Below are 18,770 nucleotides of genomic sequence, written 5' to 3'. Positions count from 1 at the left end.
ACAAGTGTGGTCGGTGTCGGTCGCCCTATGCCGGTGTCGGCGTGCGATTTTATCGCACAGACGACTGTAACTCAACCCGACCTGACGACGGACACCCTCGTCGTCTTCGGCGTCGTTGGCCTTGCGCTCGTCTTGTTCCTGACGGAACGCCTGCCGATCGACGTGACTGCGATCCTGTTAATCGTGGTGCTGGTTGTCCTCGAGCCCTGGACCGGCGTCGATCCCGCGACCGGAATTTCGGGCTTTGCGAACGAGGCGACGATCACCGTGCTGGCGATGCTCATCCTGAGCGGCGGCATCAGCCGAACCGGACTCGTCCAGGAACTCGGGCGACGGATGGCCGCGTTCGCGGGCGACAGCCTCCGCAAGCAGTTGCTCGCGACCGTCGCCGCGACCGGCCCGGTGTCGGGCTTTTTGAATAACACGCCGGTGGTCGCCCTGCTGGTACCGGTCGTCACCGACGTCGCGAACCGCGGGAACACGTCGCCGTCGAAGCTGCTCATCCCGCTGTCGTACGCCTCACAGATGGGCGGGATGCTCACGCTGATCGGTACCTCGACGAACATCCTCGCGAGCGACGTCAGCGCCCGGCTGGGGTCCCAGTATCCCGAACTCCACCGGTTCTCGATGTTCGAGTTCACGAAACTCGGCGTAATCGTCCTCCTCATCGGGTCGCTGTATCTGATCTTCGTCGGCCACTACCTGCTACCCGAGCGCGTCCCGCCGCGGGCGGACTACCTCGAGGAGTACGACGTCGAAGACTACGTCGCCGATGTCGCCGTCGTACCGGGCTCTCCGCTGGTCGGCCAGACGGTCCGCGAGGCGACTGCCCTCCTTGGGCCCGACGTCGACGTCGTCCAGGTCGTCCACGACGAGGATCGATCGGTCGCCCCGCGGCAGGCGACGCGGCTGACAGAAGGCGACGTGCTCGTCGTTCGGACCGACCGCGACGCCATCGCCACGCTCGAGGCCGTCGAAGGAGTCGAACCGGTCGGTCGTCCGGATACTGTCGACGAAATTGCGACGCCGACCGAGGCGGGCATCATTACGGAACTGGTCGTCTCGCTCGACTCGCGGCTCGTCGGCGAGCGGCTCGAGCCCGAGGCCTTCCGCGAGGAGTTCAACGCGGCCGTCCTCGGGCTTCGCCACCATGGCGAACTCGTCGGCGAGCGCATCGTCGGCACGCGCCTCGACGTCGGTGACACGTTGCTCGTCCAGGCGCCGCCGGACACGCTCGACCGGCTCGCCAGCCGCGACGACGTGATCGTCGCGCGCGAGCCGCCCCGGCCCGAGTACCGCGCGGACAAAGCCCCGATCGCCGTCGCTATCATGATTGGCGTCGTCGCCGTCGCCGCCCTCGAGCTCTACCCGATCCTCGTCGCCGCGTTGGCGGGCGTCGTTGCGATGGTCGTCACCGGCGTCTTAGAGCCGAACGAACTCTACGACGCCGTCGAGTGGGACATCATCTTCCTGCTGGCTGGCGTGATCCCGCTCGGCATCGCGCTCGAGGAGACCGGCGGCGCGACGTATCTCGCCTGGCTGGTCGTCCAGTCGGCGGGGTTCCTGCCGACGATCGTTGTGCTGTGGCTGTTCTACATCCTGACCGGGCTGCTCACAGAAGTGATCAGCAACAACGCCAGCGTCGTGCTCCTGATCCCGGTTGCGGCGGCCGCGGCGGCGGGCATCGGCGCGAACCCCTTCGCGTTCGTGCTGGCGGTGACCTTCGCCGCGAGCACCGCCTTCCTCGGCCCGATCGGCTACCAGACGAACCTCTTCGTCTACGGCCCCGGCGGCTATCGCTTCAGCGACTACGCGCGGATCGGTGCGCCGCTGCAGTTGGTGTTGTCGATCGTCACCGTGCTCGGGATCGCTACCTTCTGGGGAGTGTGAGCGCGCCTTGGGTCGGTTCGTCTCGACTCGAGCCGAGACCGTGAGTCCCGCTCTCGTTCTCGTTTCGGTTCGAACGGCTGGCGCGACGGTGGCCGCCGAGCAGGCGTCTTCTGGGTCGGTTACTCAGGTATCCGACCGATTCCAACGGATGGCTGTTTGGACCAGCAGCGCTCGAGGCTTCGGGACGTTCATATCAGTCTACAAATGTGTCAGGTGGTTCCACTAGTTATTTTACGAGCAGCGGCATACTGTCGGTCGATGGTCGAAACCGTGCTGCTGGTCGGCGTCGTCGCGTCGATTTTCGTCGGCTTCAATATCGGCGGGTCGTCGACGGGGATTACGTGGGGACCGTCTGTCGGCGCCGGGATCGTCACGAAGACGACGGCGGCGGCGGTCATGACGTTCTTCGTCTTCTTCGGGGGCTGGACCGTCGGTCGGAACGTGATGGACACGCTCAGCGGGGGGATCATCACGACGGACCTCACCCTGACAGCCGGTGTCGGCGTGCTCTTTTTCATCGGATTAGGGATGCTCATCGCCAACGTCTTCGGCGTCCCCGTCCCGACGTCGATGACGACCGTCGGCGCGATCGCCGGCCTCGGACTGGCGACCGGAACGCTCAATTACGAGACGATCGCGGGGATCGTCTCCTGGTGGATCGTCACACCGATTATCGGCCTCTGGGTCGGCGTGCTGATCGGTCGCTACATCTATCCGTGGGTCAATCAACGGGTACAAATCGAGAAGTCCGAGGGGCCGTTGCTGCGTCTCGATCGTCGTGGCACGATTCCGACGCCGACGCTGGGCCCGAACACGACGGGACAGGAGTTCGTCACGACGGCCGTCGTCCTCGTGATCGGCTGTTACATGGCGTTCAGCGCCGGCGCGAGCAACGTCCCGAACGCCGCCGCACCGCTGGTTGGGACCGCCAGCGGACTGGACGCCGACACCGCGATCATCGTCGCCACGCTCGCGATCGGACTCGGCGGCTTCACGATCGCGCGGCGAACGATGGACTCCGTTGGCGGCGAACTCAGCGACATCCCGCTGCTCGCGGCGCTGTTCGTCATGGTGACCGCGTCCACGATCACGACGCTGCTCTCGTGGGCCGGCATCCCGATCAGCCTCGTGATGGCGACGGTGATGACGATCGTCGGCATCGGCTGGGGCCGGGCGACCCGTCCGATCACGGTCCGCGAGGCGGTCACCCGCGACGTCGAGAACCCCGAGATCGAGCTGGGCGCCATCGTCGCCGAAGAGAAGGCAGGCGAGACGGCACCCGAAATCGGCGAGCCCGAGACAGAAGCCGTGCTTCGCGGCGAGGATCTCTTCAACCCCCGCGCGATCATCAAGTACGTCTCGATGTGGATCATCGGCCCGTCGATGTCGACGATCCTCGCGTACGGGTTCTTCTCGCTTCTCCCGGGTGTCGCCTGACGGGAACTTACGTCGCTCGAGACCGTAACTCCGTGCATGCTCTCGAAGATTCTGGTTCCGATGGACGACTCCGACCACGCCGGCCACGCCCTCGAGTACGCCCTCGACAACCATCCCGACGCCGAGGTCACCGTCCTACACGTCGTCGGCGTCCCGTCGATGATGATGGGCGAGGCGGTTGGCCTCTCGCTCGAGGACGACCTCGACGAGGCCGCAGCCGAGCGCGCCGAGGAAGTTTTCGAACGCGCTCGCGAGATCGCAGCCGACCGCGACCGCGAGATCGAAACGGTCGTCGGCATCGGCCATCCGGCTCGAAACGTCATCGACCGCGCCGAGGAGTACGATACGGTCATCCTCGGCAGTCACGGCAAAGACTGGACCCGTGCGACGCGCCAATTCCTGGTCGGAAACGTCGCCGAGACGGTCTCGAAGCGGTCACCGGTCCCGGTGACTCTCGTCCGCTGAGACGGTCTGCTGTCACGATATACCGATGCACCCGCAGGGCGATCGCGGTTGCACCGGCACTGACTGACAGGAGTCCGTACGCTGTCTCGAGGACGTTCGCGCCGCTACGTCTCCGATTCGTCCTCGACCGACTCCTCGATGATCTCCTCGACCTCGTCCTCTCGAGGGCGGCGGTCAACCCGATCGCTGACGGCCTCGACCTGTGTCTGGACGTCTTCGACCTGCTCCTCGATCGTTTCGCCGACGGTCTGCTCGACGGTCTCTTCGACCTGCGTTTGAACGTCTTCGACCTGTTCCTCGACCGTTTCGCCGACGGTCTGTTCGACCGCCTCCTCGACCTGCGTCTGGACGTCTTCGACCTGTTTCTCGACCGTCTCTTCGACGGCTTTGGTCATCCAATCCGGATCGAACCGGGCCATCTTCCAGACGACGTGCAGGACGTACGAGGAGAACACGCCAACGCCGAACGCGAGTCCGACGGTGGTGTCGAGCGTGGCTATCAGGCCGATCGAGAGAATGATCAACGCGCCGTACGCGAGGTCGATGACCGCGTCGACGCGAGCCGGATTCAGCATCGTCGACCGTCACCCGGCTGGGTCGGCTCGAGGCGGTCCACGCGTCGACTGATTGCAGTTCGACCCGCCCCGTCGACAGGTGTGTCTCGTCGTTCCCGTTGTAGAAGGTAGTCCTGCTCGAAGCACATGATACCGCACCGTACGGTAGGTACAGTTGAAATTCTTTGGCTGGGAATCGCGAGGATCACGGTCTCGAACTTGACCGTCCGACTTCACGGGCGAAACGGCCCGCTCGAGCGACGGCGGTGACGCGGTTGCGACCGTCGGTGATCGCGACAGACAGAGCCATTTTTACGGTCACACCGGTAGAGTTCTACGTGTGACGGAAGTACTGCTTATCGTAGGGATCCTCACCGCAATCTTCGTCGGCTACAATATCGGCGGCTCGACGACCGGCCCGGCGTTCGGCCCGGCTGTCGGCGCAAACGTGATCACCAAAGTGATGGCCGCCGGACTGATGTCGATTTTCTTCTTTCTCGGTGCCTACACCATCGGCCCGAAGGTCGTCACCACGCTCGGCGAGGAACTCGTCACCGACACCGCCATCTTTACCCTGCGGTCGAACGTCGCCGTGCTCTTTTTCATCGGCGGCGCGCTCTTCATCGGCAACTACGCGGGCGTCCCCGCCTCGACGTCGATGACCGCCGTCGGGGCGATCGCCGCGCTGGGCATGGCGACCGGCGAACTCAACTGGGACGTGCTCGGCGAGATCGTCGTCTGGTGGATCGTCGCACCGATCGTCGGCTTCTGGGTGGCCGGCGTGGTTGGGCGATACTTCTACCCCCGAATCAACGCCTGGGTCGCCATCGAGGAGAAAGAGGGCGATCGACCGATGGTCTCGATCGATCGATCGGGACTCGTGCCCCGCCTCCAGTTCGGTGTCGACGCCGATCGCCGAGAGATCGTCGGCGCGTTGACAGTCGTCGCCATCGGCTGTCTGATGGGCTTTTCCTCGGGAACGAGCAACATCGCGAACGCGATCGCGCCGATCTACGGCACCGGTGACGTCGACATGACGACGCTGATCCTGATCGGCTCTGCAGCGGTCGCGGTCGGCTGTTTCACGATCGCCCGCCGAACCCTCGACACGCTGGGCAACGACATCACGAACCTCCCGCTGACCGCGGCGATCGTCGTCGCCGTCATCAGCTCGGGGATCGTCATCGGCCTCTCGTCGATCGGCGTTCCGGCGAGTTTCGTCGTCATCGCGACCATGAGCATCGTTGGCCTGGGCTGGGGCCGGGCCACCCGGACGACGACGCTGTCCGATGCCGCTCGCGGCGAGGAGACACCGGTCTCGGTCGGCGCTCTGACCGCCGAAGCAGAGGGCGAACGCTCCCCCGAGATCGGCGAGGAAGCACCCGAAGACATTCCACAGGCGTCGGACCTGTTCGACCCCTCGACGACGGCCCGCGTCATCCTCATGCAAAACGTCGTGCCGGCCATCTCGACGGTCGGTGCCTATCTGACGTTCCGGTTCCTGCCGATCTTCGGATTCTGATCGGGGCCGGTCGGGACGTGATCGGCACTGTGCGTCCGAACCCGGCAATTGTTTCGATCAATTGGTCGTTAGTGAGATGGATTTTCATTTCTCCCTCCGTGGTTCCCACTATCGTTCACCGAACCCTGTCTGTCTTGGATTCGAATTGGTCGATCCTGACTCAAAGACGATTGAGGTCTGAACAGCAAGCTATACCAGTACGGCGCTCGAACCGGGGAGTGATGCCCACGGTAGAATACCTCAACTACGAAGTACTGGACGACCAGGGCTGGGACATGGACGACGACGACCTCTTCGAGCAGGCCGCTGACGCTGGCCTCGACGAGGAGGACTACGGCTCGCTCGATGTCGCCGAGGGCGAATACATCCTCGAGGCAGCCGAGATGCAGGGCTACGACTGGCCCTTCTCGTGCCGCGCCGGTGCCTGTGCGAACTGTGCCGCGATCGTCAAGGAAGGCGAGATCCAGATGGACATGCAGCAGATCCTCTCCGACGAGGAGGTCGAGGACAAGAACGTCCGTCTGACCTGCATCGGCTCGGCCGAGACCGACGAGGTCAAAATCGTCTACAACGCAAAGCACCTCGACTACCTGCAGAACCGCGTCATTTAAACGGCACACGCCACGTTCGACGCGTGGCCGTCGCCCCTTTGGGGCGTATTTTCGCGCCGTCGGCTGACCTGTCTCGCGTGCGTAGTGACCTCGCCGCGCCAACTGCCGTGTTCGTCAGCGGGTACTCACGTGTTTTCGTCTTCGATCGTACTGCTGTCGCTGACCTCCCATTCGTGGGTGAGCAGTTCGTGAGCCCCGACGAGGATGATCACCGCCACAGCGATGAGCATCGCGTCGACGGCTAACGGAAGGAGGCCCAGCGAGACGATCAGCGTCGTCGCACACGCCGGCGGATGGCCCGTCTCGGTCGCGAGCATCCCGCCCGAAGTCAGTGCGACCGCAACGACACCGCTCGTGACGAGCCGGAACTGATCGGTTGCGAGCATCGGCGCAGCTGCGGTTACCTCGAGCCCGGGAGCGATCGTGTGGTAGGCGAGCAGTCCGGCTACGACGCCGACGAGATGGCCGCCGATCACCCGCCGCGGCGCGGTAACGGATTCGTCGCGGCTCGTCGCCAGCAGGAACGCGGAAGGGCCGAGGCTTGGAAAGATGAGCGGCTGTCCGGTCACCCAGGCCAGCGTGCCCGGAACCGCGAGCAACACGCCGACGTACAGTGTCGCAACCGCCCCGCGGTCTCTCATGGCCGTCGCTTTGTGGGGGCACACGGATAGCACGTTCGTTCTCACGACCGACGCCAGCCGTGATGCCGAAAACGTAACGGCACCGCGCTCGAGAGTGCCGTACGTGACGCTCGCTGGCACTGTCGCGACGGGCCCGGATCTCCTTCGACTGCTCGTCGTTCCGGTCTTCGCCTGGACCGCTGTCCGCGACCTCGCGACCAGACGGATCTCGAGCAACGTCTGGATCCCACTTTCACTCCTCGGAACCGCAGTGCTGGTCTGGGACGGCTGGCTAGCCTGGAACACCGGCCAGTACGCATGGACCTACGAGTTCCTGCTCCCGACGGCGATCAGCCTCGGAGTGGTCGTCCCGATCGCCTACCTGTTCTGGTGGGTCGGCGGCTTCGGCGGGGCCGATGCGAAGGCGCTGCTCGTACTCGCTGTCTGCTTCCCGACGTTTCCCGAATATGCGCTCGGCTCGTGGACGGTCCCGCTCGAGACACCGCCACTCGGTGCGTTTTCGTTTACGATCCTGACCAACGCCGTTCTCGTCGGGGTGACACTCCCGCTCGCCCTCGCCGTTCGCAACGCCGCTGCGGGCCGGTTCGCGCCGGTAATGTTTATCGGCTGGCCGATCTCGTGGGAGCGGATTCCGGAGACGCATGGGAGTCTGCTCGAGACACCGACGGGGCGTACCCGTCGCGGGCTCGACCTCGATGCGCTGCGGATGTACCTCCGCTGGCGGGGCCTTTCCCTTGCGGATCTACGCGAGCACCCCGAGCGATACCGCGACCCGGCGACGCTACCCGCCGAGCCGAATCCGCCAACCGACGGAGCCGTAAGCGCGACCGTCTCGGTTCGTGGCGATGGCAGGACGCTCGAGTCCGACAGCGACGCCGCCTCGGCGACCGCCGCCGACGATCCGTGGGGCGCTGCGGCCTTTCTCGACGACATCGATGGCTCCGCATACGGAACGACACCGGAGACGCTCCGGGACGGACTCGAGGTGCTCGCGACCCAAGAGACCGTCTGGGTCTCGCCGGGAACGCCGTTTCTCGTGCCGGTGTTCGCCGGGCTAGTAATCGCGCTGGTCTACGGCGATCTCTTGCTGGGGACGCTACTATAGGGTACGCTCGTACAGTGGAACGACCACTGTCCAGACGAGTACGAACGCCGTTCCGACGCCGATCAGCACTACCCATGGATCGCCCCGACCGGTCGGGGGGCCACTCGCGAGAAGGAAGAACGTCCCCGCAAAGAGCAGACACGAGACGAGGACGCTGCCTAACTCGAGGGCGACGGCGACCCTGTCGGCGAGACTCATACGCGATATGCCCGGGCGGACAGTAAAAACGTCACGGCACTTGCGTGTGTGTTTTGACTCGGGTATCGAAAGCCAGTGAGCGTCGCCGGCTTAGGCGCGAGATTCGATATCGGCGGCGATGTCGTCGAGTTCGTCGTCGTCGAGGTCGGGTCGCTGGCCGAACATGGAGTGGATCGGGCCACCACCGTCGCCTTCGAAGCGCGGGACGATGTGACAGTGGACGTGTGGCACTTCTTGGCCTGCAGCTTCGCCGTTGTTGAACGCGACGGTCGTCCCGTCGGCGTCGACGGCTTCCTCGACGACCGGGACAAGGCGGTGGATGGTGTCGTACAGGTCCGCGGCGACGTCCGCGGGAACGTCGTCGAGTTGCTCGTACTCCGCTTTCGGGACGACCAGCGTGTGACCGGGCGACAGTGGATTGGCGTCCAAAAAGGCGGCTGTGGCCTCGTCTTCGTAGACGATTCGCGCTGGGATCTCTCCCTCGACGATCTGACTGAAGATCGTACTCATACGCGAGTGTGTGTCGCCTCGTCGTATGAAGGTTTCCCGAGCGCGCTCGAGACTCGCTGGCCGCTGGCGACAGGCCCGAGACGTGGTCGGGTGGTCACGGACTCGTCTCGAGCAGTCTCATACGGACACCTGTCAGTATCACCTCACACGAAACGGCATGTACCCACATGCCCGGCATTCGAACGTGTGTCGATGATTCATGAGTTTGCCCGCACATTCCGGGCAGGTGTACGTCGTTCGCGCGAACTTTTCGCTGGAAGACATGGTGCGCGATACCACGCACCACCATATTAACGCTGCCTGTCGTATGATACTATCGTGAGTGAGGACTCTAGAGACGATTATAGCCCTTATTTGGCCCAGCAACGCGAGTCACGTGGAATCGAGATCGGTGCTCGTACTCGGCCCGTGGACGATCACGCACACAGCTCGTCTAGGGTCTCGCCGATCGCCGCGCGATACGCTTCGGGCTCGTATCCCAGTCGACCGATCCAGACGTCCTGATACGATGGATGCAGGATCGGCACGAGATGAACGCCGAGCCGGTCACACCACACCGGCTCGAGGACGCTGTCGAGAAACCCCTCGAGGTCCCGATCTTCGGCTGCGAGCACGCTCGTTGTCGCGTGTTTGCCGGTCGCGAGCACCACTGTCGGCTCGATGGCCTCGAGTTCGGCCAACAGGTGCGTCCGACAGGTCGCTCGCTCCTCGTCGGTGGGCTCGCGGTTCGTGGTGGGGTCGTCGGGGTCCGCGGGAAAGCACTTGACCGCGTTCGTGTAGTAGGTGTCGTCGTAGCCGAGTTGCTCGAGCATGCGGCGGATGCGCCGTCCGGAGTGACGCGAGGTGTAGGCCTTGCCGGTCCAGTTGCCACCCTGCCAGCGCTCCGCGTCGGGGTTCCCGTAGCCCGGAGCCTCGCCGACGACCACGACATCGGCGTCGCTGTTGCCGGTCCCCCACGAGATGCACTCGCGAGCGTCGGCGAGGGCGGGACAACGCGTGCAGTCTGCCTCGAGAACGTTGCGACTGGTCGGATAGGCGGGCTCGCCGGCTGCCGAGTCAGCGTCGCCGTCGGTGTCTGGATCGGACGCGGGCACACTCGAGCGTCCGTTGTCGAGATAGTAATTCGAGTCGGTTCGGTGTGATCATAGTCGTGTGATCGCGTCGCACGCGAGGGGACAGGTTTACCTTGACTGGGTGGCTACCGGCGTGGTAATGACATCGATCGGCCCGGAACTGCTCACGGAATCACTCTCGCTGCTCGTCTACACCGTCGTCGCCGGCGTGTTGACAGTTGGCGGTGCACTCGTCGAACAGGCCAGTCTCCAGCACCTCGGTGCTGGCGAGGCGATGATCGCGCTGTGGCTGGCTGCCCTCGGCGGCGTCATGCTGTATGCGGGCGTGTATGGGCTCGGCTATCAGAAGGTCCTCGCGGAGTACATTTAAACGACCGCGACTCGATTTTGCGTACTGATACTGACCAGCGGGGCTCGGAGTAACCCGCAATATCGATTCCTCTTTACTGTCGGAGGCGATTAGGTCGGATATGAGCAGGTTCGGCGAGGTCGACGACCAGTACGACCCAGACGAACTCGAGCAACGGGTCTTCGAGTACTGGGACGACGTCGACGCCTACGAGCAGACGGTCGAGCACCGATCGGACGGTGAGTCCTTTTTCTTCGTCGACGGCCCGCCGTACACGTCGGGCTCGGCGCACATGGGAACCACCTGGAACAAGTCGCTGAAAGACGTCTACCTGCGATACCTGCGGATGCAGGGCTACGACGTCACCGATCGGCCGGGCTACGACATGCACGGGCTCCCGATCGAGACTCGCGTCGAGGAGCGGCTTGGTTTCGAGAACAAGAAAGACATCGAGGAGTTCGGCGAGGAGAACTTCATCCAGGAATGCAAGGACTACGCCAACGAGCAACTCGAGGGCCTGCAGTCGGACTTCCAGGACTTCGGCGTCTGGATGGACTGGGACAACCCCTACAAGACCCTCGAGCCCGAATACATGGAAGCAGCCTGGTGGGGCTTTTCGAACGCCGCCGACCGCGGCTTAGTCGAGAAGGGCCACCGCTCGATTTCGCAGTGTCCCCGGTGTGAGACCGCGATCGCGAACAACGAGGTCGAGTACGAGGACGTCGAGGACCCCTCGATTTACGTCAAATTCGAGCTCGAGGACCGCGAGGGCTCGATCGTCATCTGGACGACGACGCCGTGGACGGTCCCCGCGAACACCTTCGTCGCCGTCGACGAGGAGGGCGACTACGTCGGCGTGCGCGCCGAGAAAGAGGGTGAGGAAGAACTCCTCTATCTCGCCGACGCGAAACACGAGGAGGTTCTGAAGGAGGGCCGCTACGACGACTACGAGATCGTCGAGAAACTCTCCGGCGAGGAGCTACTCGGCTGGTCCTACGAGCACCCGCTCGCCGAGGAGGTGCCCGACCACGTCGACGCCGAGGGCGTCTTTGAAGTCTACGCCGCCGACTACGTCGACACCGACGGCGACGGCACTGGTCTGGTCCACTCCGCACCCGGACACGGTGAGGTCGACTTCGAGCGCGGTCGCGAACTCGGCTTCCCGATCTTCTGTCCGGTCGGCGGCGACGGCGTCTACACCGAGGAAGCTGGCAAGTACGAGGGCCAGTTCGTCAAGGACGCCGACGACGAGATCATGGCCGACCTCGAGGACAACGGCGCGCTGCTGGCCTCGGGCACCGTCCACCACAGCTACGGCCACTGCTGGCGCTGTGACACGGGCATCCTCCAGATCGTCACCGACCAGTGGTTCATCACGATCACGGATATCAAAGACGACCTGCTCGAGAACATCGAGGACAGCGAGTGGCACCCCGAGTGGGCTCGCGACAACCGCTTCCGTGACTTCGTCGAGGAAGCACCGGACTGGAACGTCTCCCGCCAGCGCTACTGGGGGATTCCGCTGCCGGTCTGGACCCCCGAAGACCGGGATGACGACGAGGATATGATCGTCATCGGCACCCGCGAGGAACTCGCCGAGCGCGTCGATCAGGACGTCGATCCCGAGGCGGTCGACCTCCACAAGGACACGGTCGACGACCTGACGATCACCGAGGATGGCACCACCTACACCCGCGTCCCCGACGTCTTCGACGTCTGGCTCGACTCCTCGGTCGCCTCGTGGGGGACCCTCGATTACCCCTCGGACGACAGCCGGTTCGACGAGCTCTGGCCCGCCGACCTGATCCTCGAGGCTCACGACCAGACCCGGGGCTGGTTCTGGTCCCAGCTGGGGATGGGCACCGCCGCACTCGGCGAGAGCCCGTACACGGAAGTGTTGATGCACGGCCACGCGCTGATGCCCGACGGTCGCGCGATGAGCAAGTCCAAGGACATCCTAGTCGATCCCCACGAGGCGATCGACCGCCACGGTCGGGACGTCATGCGGCTATTCTTGCTGTCCAACAACCCGCAGGGCGAGGACATGCGCTTCGACTGGGACGGGATGCAGACGATGGAGAACCACCTCCGGACGCTGTGGAACGTCTTCCGGTTCCCGCTGCCGTACATGCGCCTGGACGGCTTCGACCCCCAGCAGACGACGCTCGAGGAGGTCGACGACGCCCTCGAGCCCCTCGACGAGTGGGTGCTCGCCCGGCTCCAGTCGACGAAAGCCGCGATGACTGCCCACTTCGAGGACTACCGCCAGGACAAGGCCGTCGACGAACTCCTCGAGTTCGTCGTCGAGGACGTCTCGCGCTTTTACGTTCAGGCCGTCCGCGAGCGCATGTGGGACGAGGCCGACAGCGACTCGAAGCGGGCCGCCTACGCGACGCTCTACCGCGTGCTGCGGGAGACGGTCGCCCTGCTGGCTCCCTACGCGCCCTTCATCAGCGAGGAGATCTACGGCACCCTCACTGATGAGGACGCGTTCGACACCGTCCACATGGAGGACTGGCCCGAAGTCGACGAGTACTGGGTTGACGAGCAACTCGAGGAGGACGTCGAACTCCTGCGTGCGATCGAGGAAGCGGGCGCGAACGCCCGCCAGCAGGCCGGTCGCAAGCTGCGCTGGCCGGTCCCGCGCGTGGTCGTCGCTGCCGACGACGAGCGCGTCGTCGAGGCCGTCGAGCGCCACACCAGGATGCTCGAGGAGCGGCTCAACGCCCGCGAGATCGAACTCGTCTCACCGGAGGACCGGTGGGGCGAACTCCAGTACAGCGCCGAGGCGGACATGAGCGAACTCGGCCCGGCATTCGGCGACCGCGCCGGCCAGGTCATGAACGCGCTCAACGAGGCCCGCATCGACGAGCCGAGCCTCGAGGCGATCGAGGAGGCCGTCGCGGACGTGCTCGAGGACGACGAGGAGATCACCGACGAGATGGTTTCCTTCGTCACGCAGACGCCCGACGACATCGCCGGCACTGCCTTCGGCACCGACGGCGACGACCGCGGCGTCGCCTACGTCGACGCCTCGCTAACCGATGATATCGAGAGCGAGGGCTACGCTCGCGAGGTCATCCGCCGGGTTCAGGAGATGCGCAAGGATCTCGATCTCGACGTCGAAGAGCGGATCGCGCTCGACCTCGCGATCGACGACGACCGCGTTGCCGACCTCGTCGCCGAGCGCGAGGACCTGATCAGCCAGGAGGTCCGCGCCGACGAACGCCGCACGGTCGAGGACGGCCACCGCAAGGAGTGGGATGTCGACGGCGTGACGATGGAGATCGCGCTCGAGCCGCTGGCGGCTGCTGAGGCCTCGGAATAGAACTGCCGAGCGGTGCGAGGGCTGAGCGACTGCGAAGCCCTCGGAAGCGAACGGGGAGCAAAGCGACCCGTGAGCAGCGAGGCAGCTTTTTGGACCAGATTTTTGCGTGAGTGGTCGCGAGCGACCCGAACGGAAAAGGTGGATGCAGAGATCGCGCTCGAGCCGTTAGCAGCTGCGGAAGCGTCTGAGTAGTCGTCGCCGAGCGTCGCAGGCGGTTTTGACTCTTGCGGCGTTGATAGCTTCGGAATCATCAGACAAACAGACCGCAGCTACTGCGAAGGTGGTATTGGAACCTGATCGGTTCGTTGTTTGTGCTGGCGTTAGAGAACGTCCTGTGTGATGCCGCCATCGACTTTGACCGCTTCGCCCGTAACGTTGCGATTCTCGGCGAAAAAGACGGCGAGGCGGCCCATGTCTTCCGGCTTCTGGTCACGGTTGAGGGGAATCGACCGCTGAATCGTCTCCTCGTACGGCTCTTCGCTTGCGGGGGTGAGGACGTCGCGCCACATCGGGGTGTCGACGATCCCTGGACAGATCGCATTGACCGTGACGTCGTCTTCGGCGAGTTCGAGTGCGAGCGTTTTCGTGAGCGCCATCACGGCGTGCTTTGATGCCGCGTAGTGACTGATTCCTGCGGCGCTCATCTCGCCGGCGATGGAGGCGGTATTGACGATGGTGCCGCCATCTTTGAGTTCCGGGATGGCAGCGCGCGAACAGAGAAAGACCCCTTTCGCGTTGACGTCCATGACGGCGTCCCACTCGCTTTCATCCAGTTCTTCGACCGGCGAGTAGGTGATGATCCCGGCGTTGTTTACGAGGATGTCGACCTGCCCGAACTCGTCGAGTGTTGCGTCGATCATCTCCGCTGTCTGGTCTGCGCTCGTGACATCACACTCGACGATCACCGCCTCAGAATCCGTCGATGCCTCGATCTCGTCAGCGAGGTCTTCGGCGTGATCGATATTGTCGGGCTTTGAGTCGTCATTGGCTGCGGACTCCGTGACGCCGATATCGGCGATGACGATGTCACAGCCCGCAGCGGCCAATTCGCGTGCGATGCCGCCTCCGATTTCCCCTGCAGCACCGGTGACGATCGCGACCATCCCGTCGAGATTTCGTTTCTTGACCATGCCCAGGATAAACGTTACCATTCAGCATAAAGACTCCTTCCAGAAATCACACAATTTGAAACCGAATGATGGTCCGTCATGGGTATGGCCGTTTATATCGCCCAGAACGACGTGTTCTCGTAGTCCGCTCACGAGGACAGCGACACGGGCGACCGTTCGAATCTAACATAGCCGATTCTATCTCGCTCAAATATAATTTCTCAGTGGAAGATACCGTCGTCACAAAGGTCTTGTGCACTGACTAACCAGAGGTGGGTAGTGACCGCCCGAATCCCCGCCCTTGCGTTCGTCGTCGTGCTCATCTGTAGCCTGCCGGCCGGCGTCGGCGTCCTCGAGCCGGCGCAGGCGGCGACACCCACTGGGACTGCCGATCCCAGCGGAGCACTGGCCGCGAGTCACAGCGAAACGCTCGGCTCGGTCGGACCGAGTACTGGCTCCACGGACGTGTTCGACCGGACGACCGTCCTCCGCCATCGTCCTGACGACACCGACGTGTTCGAGGCGGAGACGACGTTTCACGTCCCCGACGCCGTCACCCAGTTCGAGATCCAACTCCAGCAGGGTGCGAGCGTCGAATCGGTGACGGGCCTCGAGCGAACGGGCGAGCGGACCTACGCGTGGACCGACGCGACTGACGAGCCGACGATCCGCTACACGATGCCGGCCGACCGGCAGGGCGAGACGTACGGAACGCGCTCGTCTGAGACGGGATACACGTTCGTCGACACTGGTGACTGGGGGATCGTCGCGGTTCCCTCGCTCAACATCTCCCTGCGCCGGACCGACCCGGTCGGCATCGAGGAGACAGTGACCGTCGACGGACCGGGCGCGACCGGCGGCCATATCGCCGTCTTCGGTCGGGTAACGACGTACGAGCGAGCGACCAACGGTGGAACGATCCGGCTGGTCGTTCCCGAGGCCGCCCGTCTCGAGGAGTCGCCGGACGCGATCCTGACAGCGCTGGCGGATGCACGCGACCGACTCGAGGTCGGGATGCGACGCGACGAGGTGGTCGTGATCGCAGCGCCCACCGAGGCCGACTGGGGGCCACGCGGGATCCAGTACGGTCGCGCCGACGCGTGGGTCGTCGCCGACGCCGCACTCGACGAGCCGAACCCAGCCTGGCTCCACGAGTACGTCCACGTCCGGCAGCGCTTCTCGAGTGCGGCGACGGACACCACACCGAAGACGGCGTGGCTCGTCGAAGCCCAGGCCGACTACTACGCGGGGCTGCTCGCTTTCGAGCGCGGTGACACCGACTTCGGGGACTTCAGCGACCTCCTCGAGCGCGGCGAGCGCTCGCCGTACGCCGATGGGATACTGGTTGATCGCTCGACATGGGCGGATCCGAAGACCGACTACGTGAAGGGGGCACTCGTCTACGGCGAACTCGACCGCCGACTGCGGCTCGCGACCGACGGCGACCGGACGCTCGCGGACGTCTTCCGCGCGCTGAACGCCCAGGAGGGCCCGATCACCGAGGCCGACTTCCTGCAAACGCTCGAGGACTACGGCGGGGCCGACGTTCGGGCTGCTGCCGAGCGGTACACACGAACCGAGGCGACCCCGGAGATGTGGTCCCGGAGCCAGCAGTCGGCGATCTTTGAACAGCCAGTCGCAGCCTTCGAGTACGGATTCGGTTCGGGCCCCATTGAGGTAGCGGGCCAGGAATGGCCGCACTGGAACGCCTCAGGGACGGCTGGGATCGCCGGTGCATCTGGCGGCGTGATCGCGGTCCCGGTCGGCGAACCGGTGTCGGTTCCGGCCACGGTCGACAACGTCGGTAGCCGGGATGGATCGTACGACGCGACGCTGCAGGTCGATGGCCGACCGGTCGATGCTCACCAGGGTCGACTCGCAGCCGGCAAGGGGACGCGCCACCGCCTCTCGTGGACCCCTGCCGAACCGGGCGAGTACACGGTCCGCGTCGGTTCCGAGCGACTGACCGCTGTCGTCCGCTCGGCTGCGAGCGTGACCGTCACCGATTTGATGGTCGAAACCGAGCGCGTCGAGCCCGGCGAGCCGGTGACGGTGACCGCAACGGTCGAGGCCGCCGACGAGCGCCCGGCAGCGACTGTCCTCGCGTTCCGGACCGCCGATGGCGTCGTCGCCGAGCGACCGGTGGCGCTCCGGGCCGGTAACTCGAGGACGGTCGAGGCTGAGCTTCGCTTCGACGAACCCGGTCGATACCAGATCGCTGTCGGCGATCGAACCGCTACCGCACGCGTCGGGAGCGGGCCGGCTGCGGCGCTCGAGGCGGTGCCCGGCTTCGGGATCCCGGCGGCGCTCATTGCCGTTGCGATGCTCCTCATCGTTGCGGTGCGATCGCGCCAATACTGATAGGAAGCAATCGGTGGCTGCGGGTCCGCCTTCGTCGCTACTCGAAATCGACGCGGAACCGACACGCATCGGCCCCGTCGTGGACGCAGGCCGTCTCCGTGACGGTCGCGTCGCCGTCGAATGCGGCGACGATCCCGTCGAGAATACCGTGGGCCATGCCACAGTAGGTGGTGTCGCGGTGGGTCTCGTAGGTGACGACCCCGTGATCGGACTCGAGACGCGAGGAAATCGCAGGCAGCGACGCGTCGTCGGTGGCGGTTTCGATGTCGTCGTAGACACCCTCGAGTTCGGCGAGCAGGTCCGATACCGTCCAGTTGTGGCTGACGTGGGCGCTAAACGTCGAGAGCAGTTCAGGCGCGAGCGTTCGACCGACGCCGCGTTCGATCGCGTGTCTGTCCTGGGTTGCCATCCCCGATAGCGTCTCGAGGACGGCGTCGATCTCGGCGTCGTCGTAGTAGCTGACGGGAAGGTACAGCGTCGGCTCGAGGCCGGCCCGGTCGACGATCGTGTCCCAGGTCTCGTCGTCAGTTCGGTCGACGACGTACTCCTTGAGGGTCTTGTGGACGATTCCGTGCATAGACTCCGTTTCGCGGGTTGTCGTCGCAGCTCGCACGGTCGATACCGTTCCGTGCGAAACGCTAACGACTAGGCCACGTGTGGGCGAGTACTTAACCGTTTGCTTACAGGTACGACGCGAGCGCCGGTGCGACCGAAACGGTGCTGACGCCGCGCTCGATAGTGTCGGTGCCGTAGATCGCTTCGACGCCGGCCCGCGAGAGCTTCGTGACGGCATTGCGAGCCAGCAGCGGGTGGACGCAGGTGATGTAGACCCGACCGACCGATCGCTCGCGGAGGACGCCGACGGCTTCGCTCATCGTCGAACCCGTCGCGATGATGTCGTCGACGACGACGACGTCGCGGTCGGTCACGTCGACGTCGCTTGGCGTGATCTCGACTTCAGTCCCGGAGTGACGAACCTTCTCGAAGTAGTCGGTTTCGCCTTCGCCATAGGCCTCTCGGACCGTTTCGGCGAGGTTGATCGCGCCCGCGTCGGGCGAGAGGAAGACTGGATCCGCGAGGTCGTCGGGCAGGGGTTCGGCCAGTCGGCCCGCGGCGTCGACGGCAGTCGCCGTCGGCTCGAAGAACTCACAGACCGCCTCCTCGTGTGGATCGACGGTCAGCACGCGGTCTGCGCCGGTCGAAATCGCCCGCGCCATCGCACGCGCGGAGATGGGATGACCCGGCTCGAACGCCTTGTCCTGGCGGCCATAGCCCATGTACGGTAGAACGGTGATGACCTCCTCGACGCCAGCCTCGCGGACGGCGTCTTGCAACTGGAGTACCTCGAGGTGGGCGTCGCTCGAGACGGTCGAGGAGACGATTACCGCTCGGTCGGGGTCGGCGTCGGCGACACCGGGGGCGGCCGCGAGCAGCTCGCCGTCGGGGAACCGGTCGTACTCGACGGCGGCGAGCGGTTCCTCGAGTTCACGAGCGAGCGCTGCGGCGAGTGCCTGGGACGTGGATCCACTGACGATCATAGTCGGTGGCACACTCCGGGGGCTAAACCAGCTTTCGTTCTCGCCTGCGCTCGCCCCTCGAGCGCGTCGAACCCGTCGT

The 18,770-nt window shown here is 64.8% G+C and carries 17 protein-coding genes; 9 read left to right on the top strand and 8 right to left on the bottom strand.

Annotation, left to right across the window (positions count from 1 at the left end; all coding sequences use genetic code 11):
• Window positions 1-27 precede the first annotated feature (27 nt).
• From ACERI1_RS06455 to ACERI1_RS06445, 3 genes are all read left to right on the top strand, one after another.
• On the top strand, window positions 28-1,890 hold the full coding sequence (locus ACERI1_RS06455; protein WP_373617250.1) for an SLC13 family permease: 1,863 nt from the start codon (window positions 28-30) through the stop codon (window positions 1,888-1,890).
• Window positions 1,891-2,148: 258 nt separating this feature from the next.
• Complete coding sequence (locus ACERI1_RS06450; RefSeq protein WP_373617249.1) at window positions 2,149-3,327, top strand: anion permease; 1,179 nt, start codon at window positions 2,149-2,151, stop codon at window positions 3,325-3,327.
• Window positions 3,328-3,363: 36 nt separating this feature from the next.
• On the top strand, window positions 3,364-3,792 hold the full coding sequence (locus ACERI1_RS06445; RefSeq protein WP_373617248.1) for a universal stress protein: 429 nt from the start codon (window positions 3,364-3,366) through the stop codon (window positions 3,790-3,792).
• A gap of 104 nt (window positions 3,793-3,896) precedes the next feature.
• Here the strand turns inward: ACERI1_RS06445 and ACERI1_RS06440 are convergent, their stop codons facing one another.
• Window positions 3,897-4,367, bottom strand: coding sequence for a hypothetical protein (locus ACERI1_RS06440; protein ID WP_373617247.1), 471 nt, complete (start codon window positions 4,365-4,367; stop codon window positions 3,897-3,899).
• 319 nt (window positions 4,368-4,686) lie between these two features.
• On the opposite strand from ACERI1_RS06440, the gene ACERI1_RS06435 reads away from it, so the two are divergent.
• Window positions 4,687-5,868, top strand: coding sequence for an anion permease (locus ACERI1_RS06435; protein WP_373617246.1), 1,182 nt, complete (start codon window positions 4,687-4,689; stop codon window positions 5,866-5,868).
• 221 nt (window positions 5,869-6,089) lie between these two features.
• Window positions 6,090-6,479, top strand: coding sequence for a ferredoxin Fer (fer, locus tag ACERI1_RS06430; RefSeq protein ID WP_130499356.1), 390 nt, complete (start codon window positions 6,090-6,092; stop codon window positions 6,477-6,479).
• A 125-nt stretch (window positions 6,480-6,604) separates the two neighbouring features.
• On the opposite strand, the gene ACERI1_RS06425 is transcribed toward fer, so the two are convergent.
• Window positions 6,605-7,120 (bottom strand): HPP family protein, encoded by a 516-nt coding sequence (locus ACERI1_RS06425; protein ID WP_373617245.1) that lies wholly within the window; start codon window positions 7,118-7,120, stop codon window positions 6,605-6,607.
• Between the two features lie 103 nt (window positions 7,121-7,223).
• Between ACERI1_RS06425 and ACERI1_RS06420 the strand changes: the two genes are divergently transcribed.
• A complete protein-coding gene (locus ACERI1_RS06420; RefSeq protein ID WP_373617495.1) occupies window positions 7,224-8,225 on the top strand; it encodes an A24 family peptidase C-terminal domain-containing protein in 1,002 nt (333 codons plus the stop codon).
• Here the strand turns inward: ACERI1_RS06420 and ACERI1_RS06415 are convergent.
• The 3 genes from ACERI1_RS06415 to ACERI1_RS06405 form a co-directional block, all read right to left on the bottom strand.
• Window positions 8,220-8,423: a hypothetical protein gene (locus ACERI1_RS06415; protein WP_373617244.1), complete on the bottom strand. Its 204-nt coding sequence runs from the start codon at window positions 8,421-8,423 to the stop codon at window positions 8,220-8,222. The genes ACERI1_RS06420 and ACERI1_RS06415 overlap by 6 nt on opposite strands.
• A gap of 90 nt (window positions 8,424-8,513) precedes the next feature.
• Complete coding sequence (locus tag ACERI1_RS06410; RefSeq protein WP_373617243.1) at window positions 8,514-8,933, bottom strand: HIT family protein; 420 nt, start codon at window positions 8,931-8,933, stop codon at window positions 8,514-8,516.
• A 416-nt stretch (window positions 8,934-9,349) separates the two neighbouring features.
• A complete protein-coding gene (locus ACERI1_RS06405; protein WP_373617242.1) occupies window positions 9,350-10,027 on the bottom strand; it encodes a uracil-DNA glycosylase family protein in 678 nt (225 codons plus the stop codon).
• Window positions 10,028-10,145: 118 nt separating this feature from the next.
• Here ACERI1_RS06405 and ACERI1_RS06400 point away from each other — a divergent pair, with 118 nt between their 5' ends.
• The gene (locus tag ACERI1_RS06400; protein WP_373617241.1) at window positions 10,146-10,376 is read left to right on the top strand and encodes a hypothetical protein; all 231 of its coding nucleotides are present in this window, start codon (window positions 10,146-10,148) and stop codon (window positions 10,374-10,376) included.
• 100 nt (window positions 10,377-10,476) lie between these two features.
• Complete coding sequence (gene ileS, locus ACERI1_RS06395; RefSeq protein ID WP_373617240.1) at window positions 10,477-13,683, top strand: isoleucine--tRNA ligase; 3,207 nt, start codon at window positions 10,477-10,479, stop codon at window positions 13,681-13,683.
• Between the two features lie 320 nt (window positions 13,684-14,003).
• On the opposite strand, the gene ACERI1_RS06390 is transcribed toward ileS, so the two are convergent.
• Window positions 14,004-14,813, bottom strand: coding sequence for an SDR family NAD(P)-dependent oxidoreductase (locus ACERI1_RS06390; RefSeq protein ID WP_373617239.1), 810 nt, complete (start codon window positions 14,811-14,813; stop codon window positions 14,004-14,006).
• Between the two features lie 258 nt (window positions 14,814-15,071).
• Here ACERI1_RS06390 and ACERI1_RS06385 point away from each other — a divergent pair, with 258 nt between their 5' ends.
• Entirely contained in the window at window positions 15,072-17,153 is a 2,082-nt protein-coding gene (locus ACERI1_RS06385; RefSeq protein WP_373617238.1) for a CARDB domain-containing protein, read from the top strand.
• A 37-nt stretch (window positions 17,154-17,190) separates the two neighbouring features.
• On the opposite strand, the gene ACERI1_RS06380 is transcribed toward ACERI1_RS06385, so the two are convergent.
• Window positions 17,191-17,730, bottom strand: coding sequence for a heme NO-binding domain-containing protein (locus ACERI1_RS06380; protein ID WP_373617237.1), 540 nt, complete (start codon window positions 17,728-17,730; stop codon window positions 17,191-17,193).
• A gap of 103 nt (window positions 17,731-17,833) precedes the next feature.
• Window positions 17,834-18,691, bottom strand: coding sequence for a ribose-phosphate diphosphokinase (locus ACERI1_RS06375; protein WP_373617236.1), 858 nt, complete (start codon window positions 18,689-18,691; stop codon window positions 17,834-17,836).
• Window positions 18,692-18,770: the final 79 nt, after the last annotated feature.

Source organism: Natrinema sp. HArc-T2 (assembly GCF_041821085.1).
GTDB lineage: Archaea > Halobacteriota > Halobacteria > Halobacteriales > Natrialbaceae > Natrinema.
The sequence above is the reverse complement of the archived record's forward strand: the minus strand, read 5'-3'. Positions and strand labels throughout refer to the sequence as shown.

Excerpts from the sequence above, each read along its gene's own strand:
- ACERI1_RS06415 (WP_373617244.1), bottom strand. The coding sequence starts at position 8,423 with ATGAGTCTCGCCGACAGGGTCGCCGTCGCCCTCGAGTTAGGCAGCGTC.
- ACERI1_RS06410 (WP_373617243.1), bottom strand. The coding sequence starts at position 8,933 with ATGAGTACGATCTTCAGTCAGATCGTCGAGGGAGAGATCCCAGCGCGA.
- ACERI1_RS06450 (WP_373617249.1), top strand. The coding sequence starts at position 2,149 with ATGGTCGAAACCGTGCTGCTGGTCGGCGTCGTCGCGTCGATTTTCGTC.
- ileS (WP_373617240.1), top strand. The coding sequence starts at position 10,477 with ATGAGCAGGTTCGGCGAGGTCGACGACCAGTACGACCCAGACGAACTC.
- fer (WP_130499356.1), top strand. The coding sequence starts at position 6,090 with ATGCCCACGGTAGAATACCTCAACTACGAAGTACTGGACGACCAGGGC.
- ACERI1_RS06400 (WP_373617241.1), top strand. The coding sequence starts at position 10,146 with ATGACATCGATCGGCCCGGAACTGCTCACGGAATCACTCTCGCTGCTC.
- ACERI1_RS06375 (WP_373617236.1), bottom strand. The coding sequence starts at position 18,691 with ATGATCGTCAGTGGATCCACGTCCCAGGCACTCGCCGCAGCGCTCGCT.
- ACERI1_RS06380 (WP_373617237.1), bottom strand. The coding sequence starts at position 17,730 with ATGCACGGAATCGTCCACAAGACCCTCAAGGAGTACGTCGTCGACCGA.
- ACERI1_RS06455 (WP_373617250.1), top strand. The coding sequence starts at position 28 with ATGCCGGTGTCGGCGTGCGATTTTATCGCACAGACGACTGTAACTCAA.
- ACERI1_RS06440 (WP_373617247.1), bottom strand. The coding sequence starts at position 4,367 with ATGCTGAATCCGGCTCGCGTCGACGCGGTCATCGACCTCGCGTACGGC.
- ACERI1_RS06445 (WP_373617248.1), top strand. The coding sequence starts at position 3,364 with ATGCTCTCGAAGATTCTGGTTCCGATGGACGACTCCGACCACGCCGGC.
- ACERI1_RS06425 (WP_373617245.1), bottom strand. The coding sequence starts at position 7,120 with ATGAGAGACCGCGGGGCGGTTGCGACACTGTACGTCGGCGTGTTGCTC.
- ACERI1_RS06390 (WP_373617239.1), bottom strand. The coding sequence starts at position 14,813 with ATGGTCAAGAAACGAAATCTCGACGGGATGGTCGCGATCGTCACCGGT.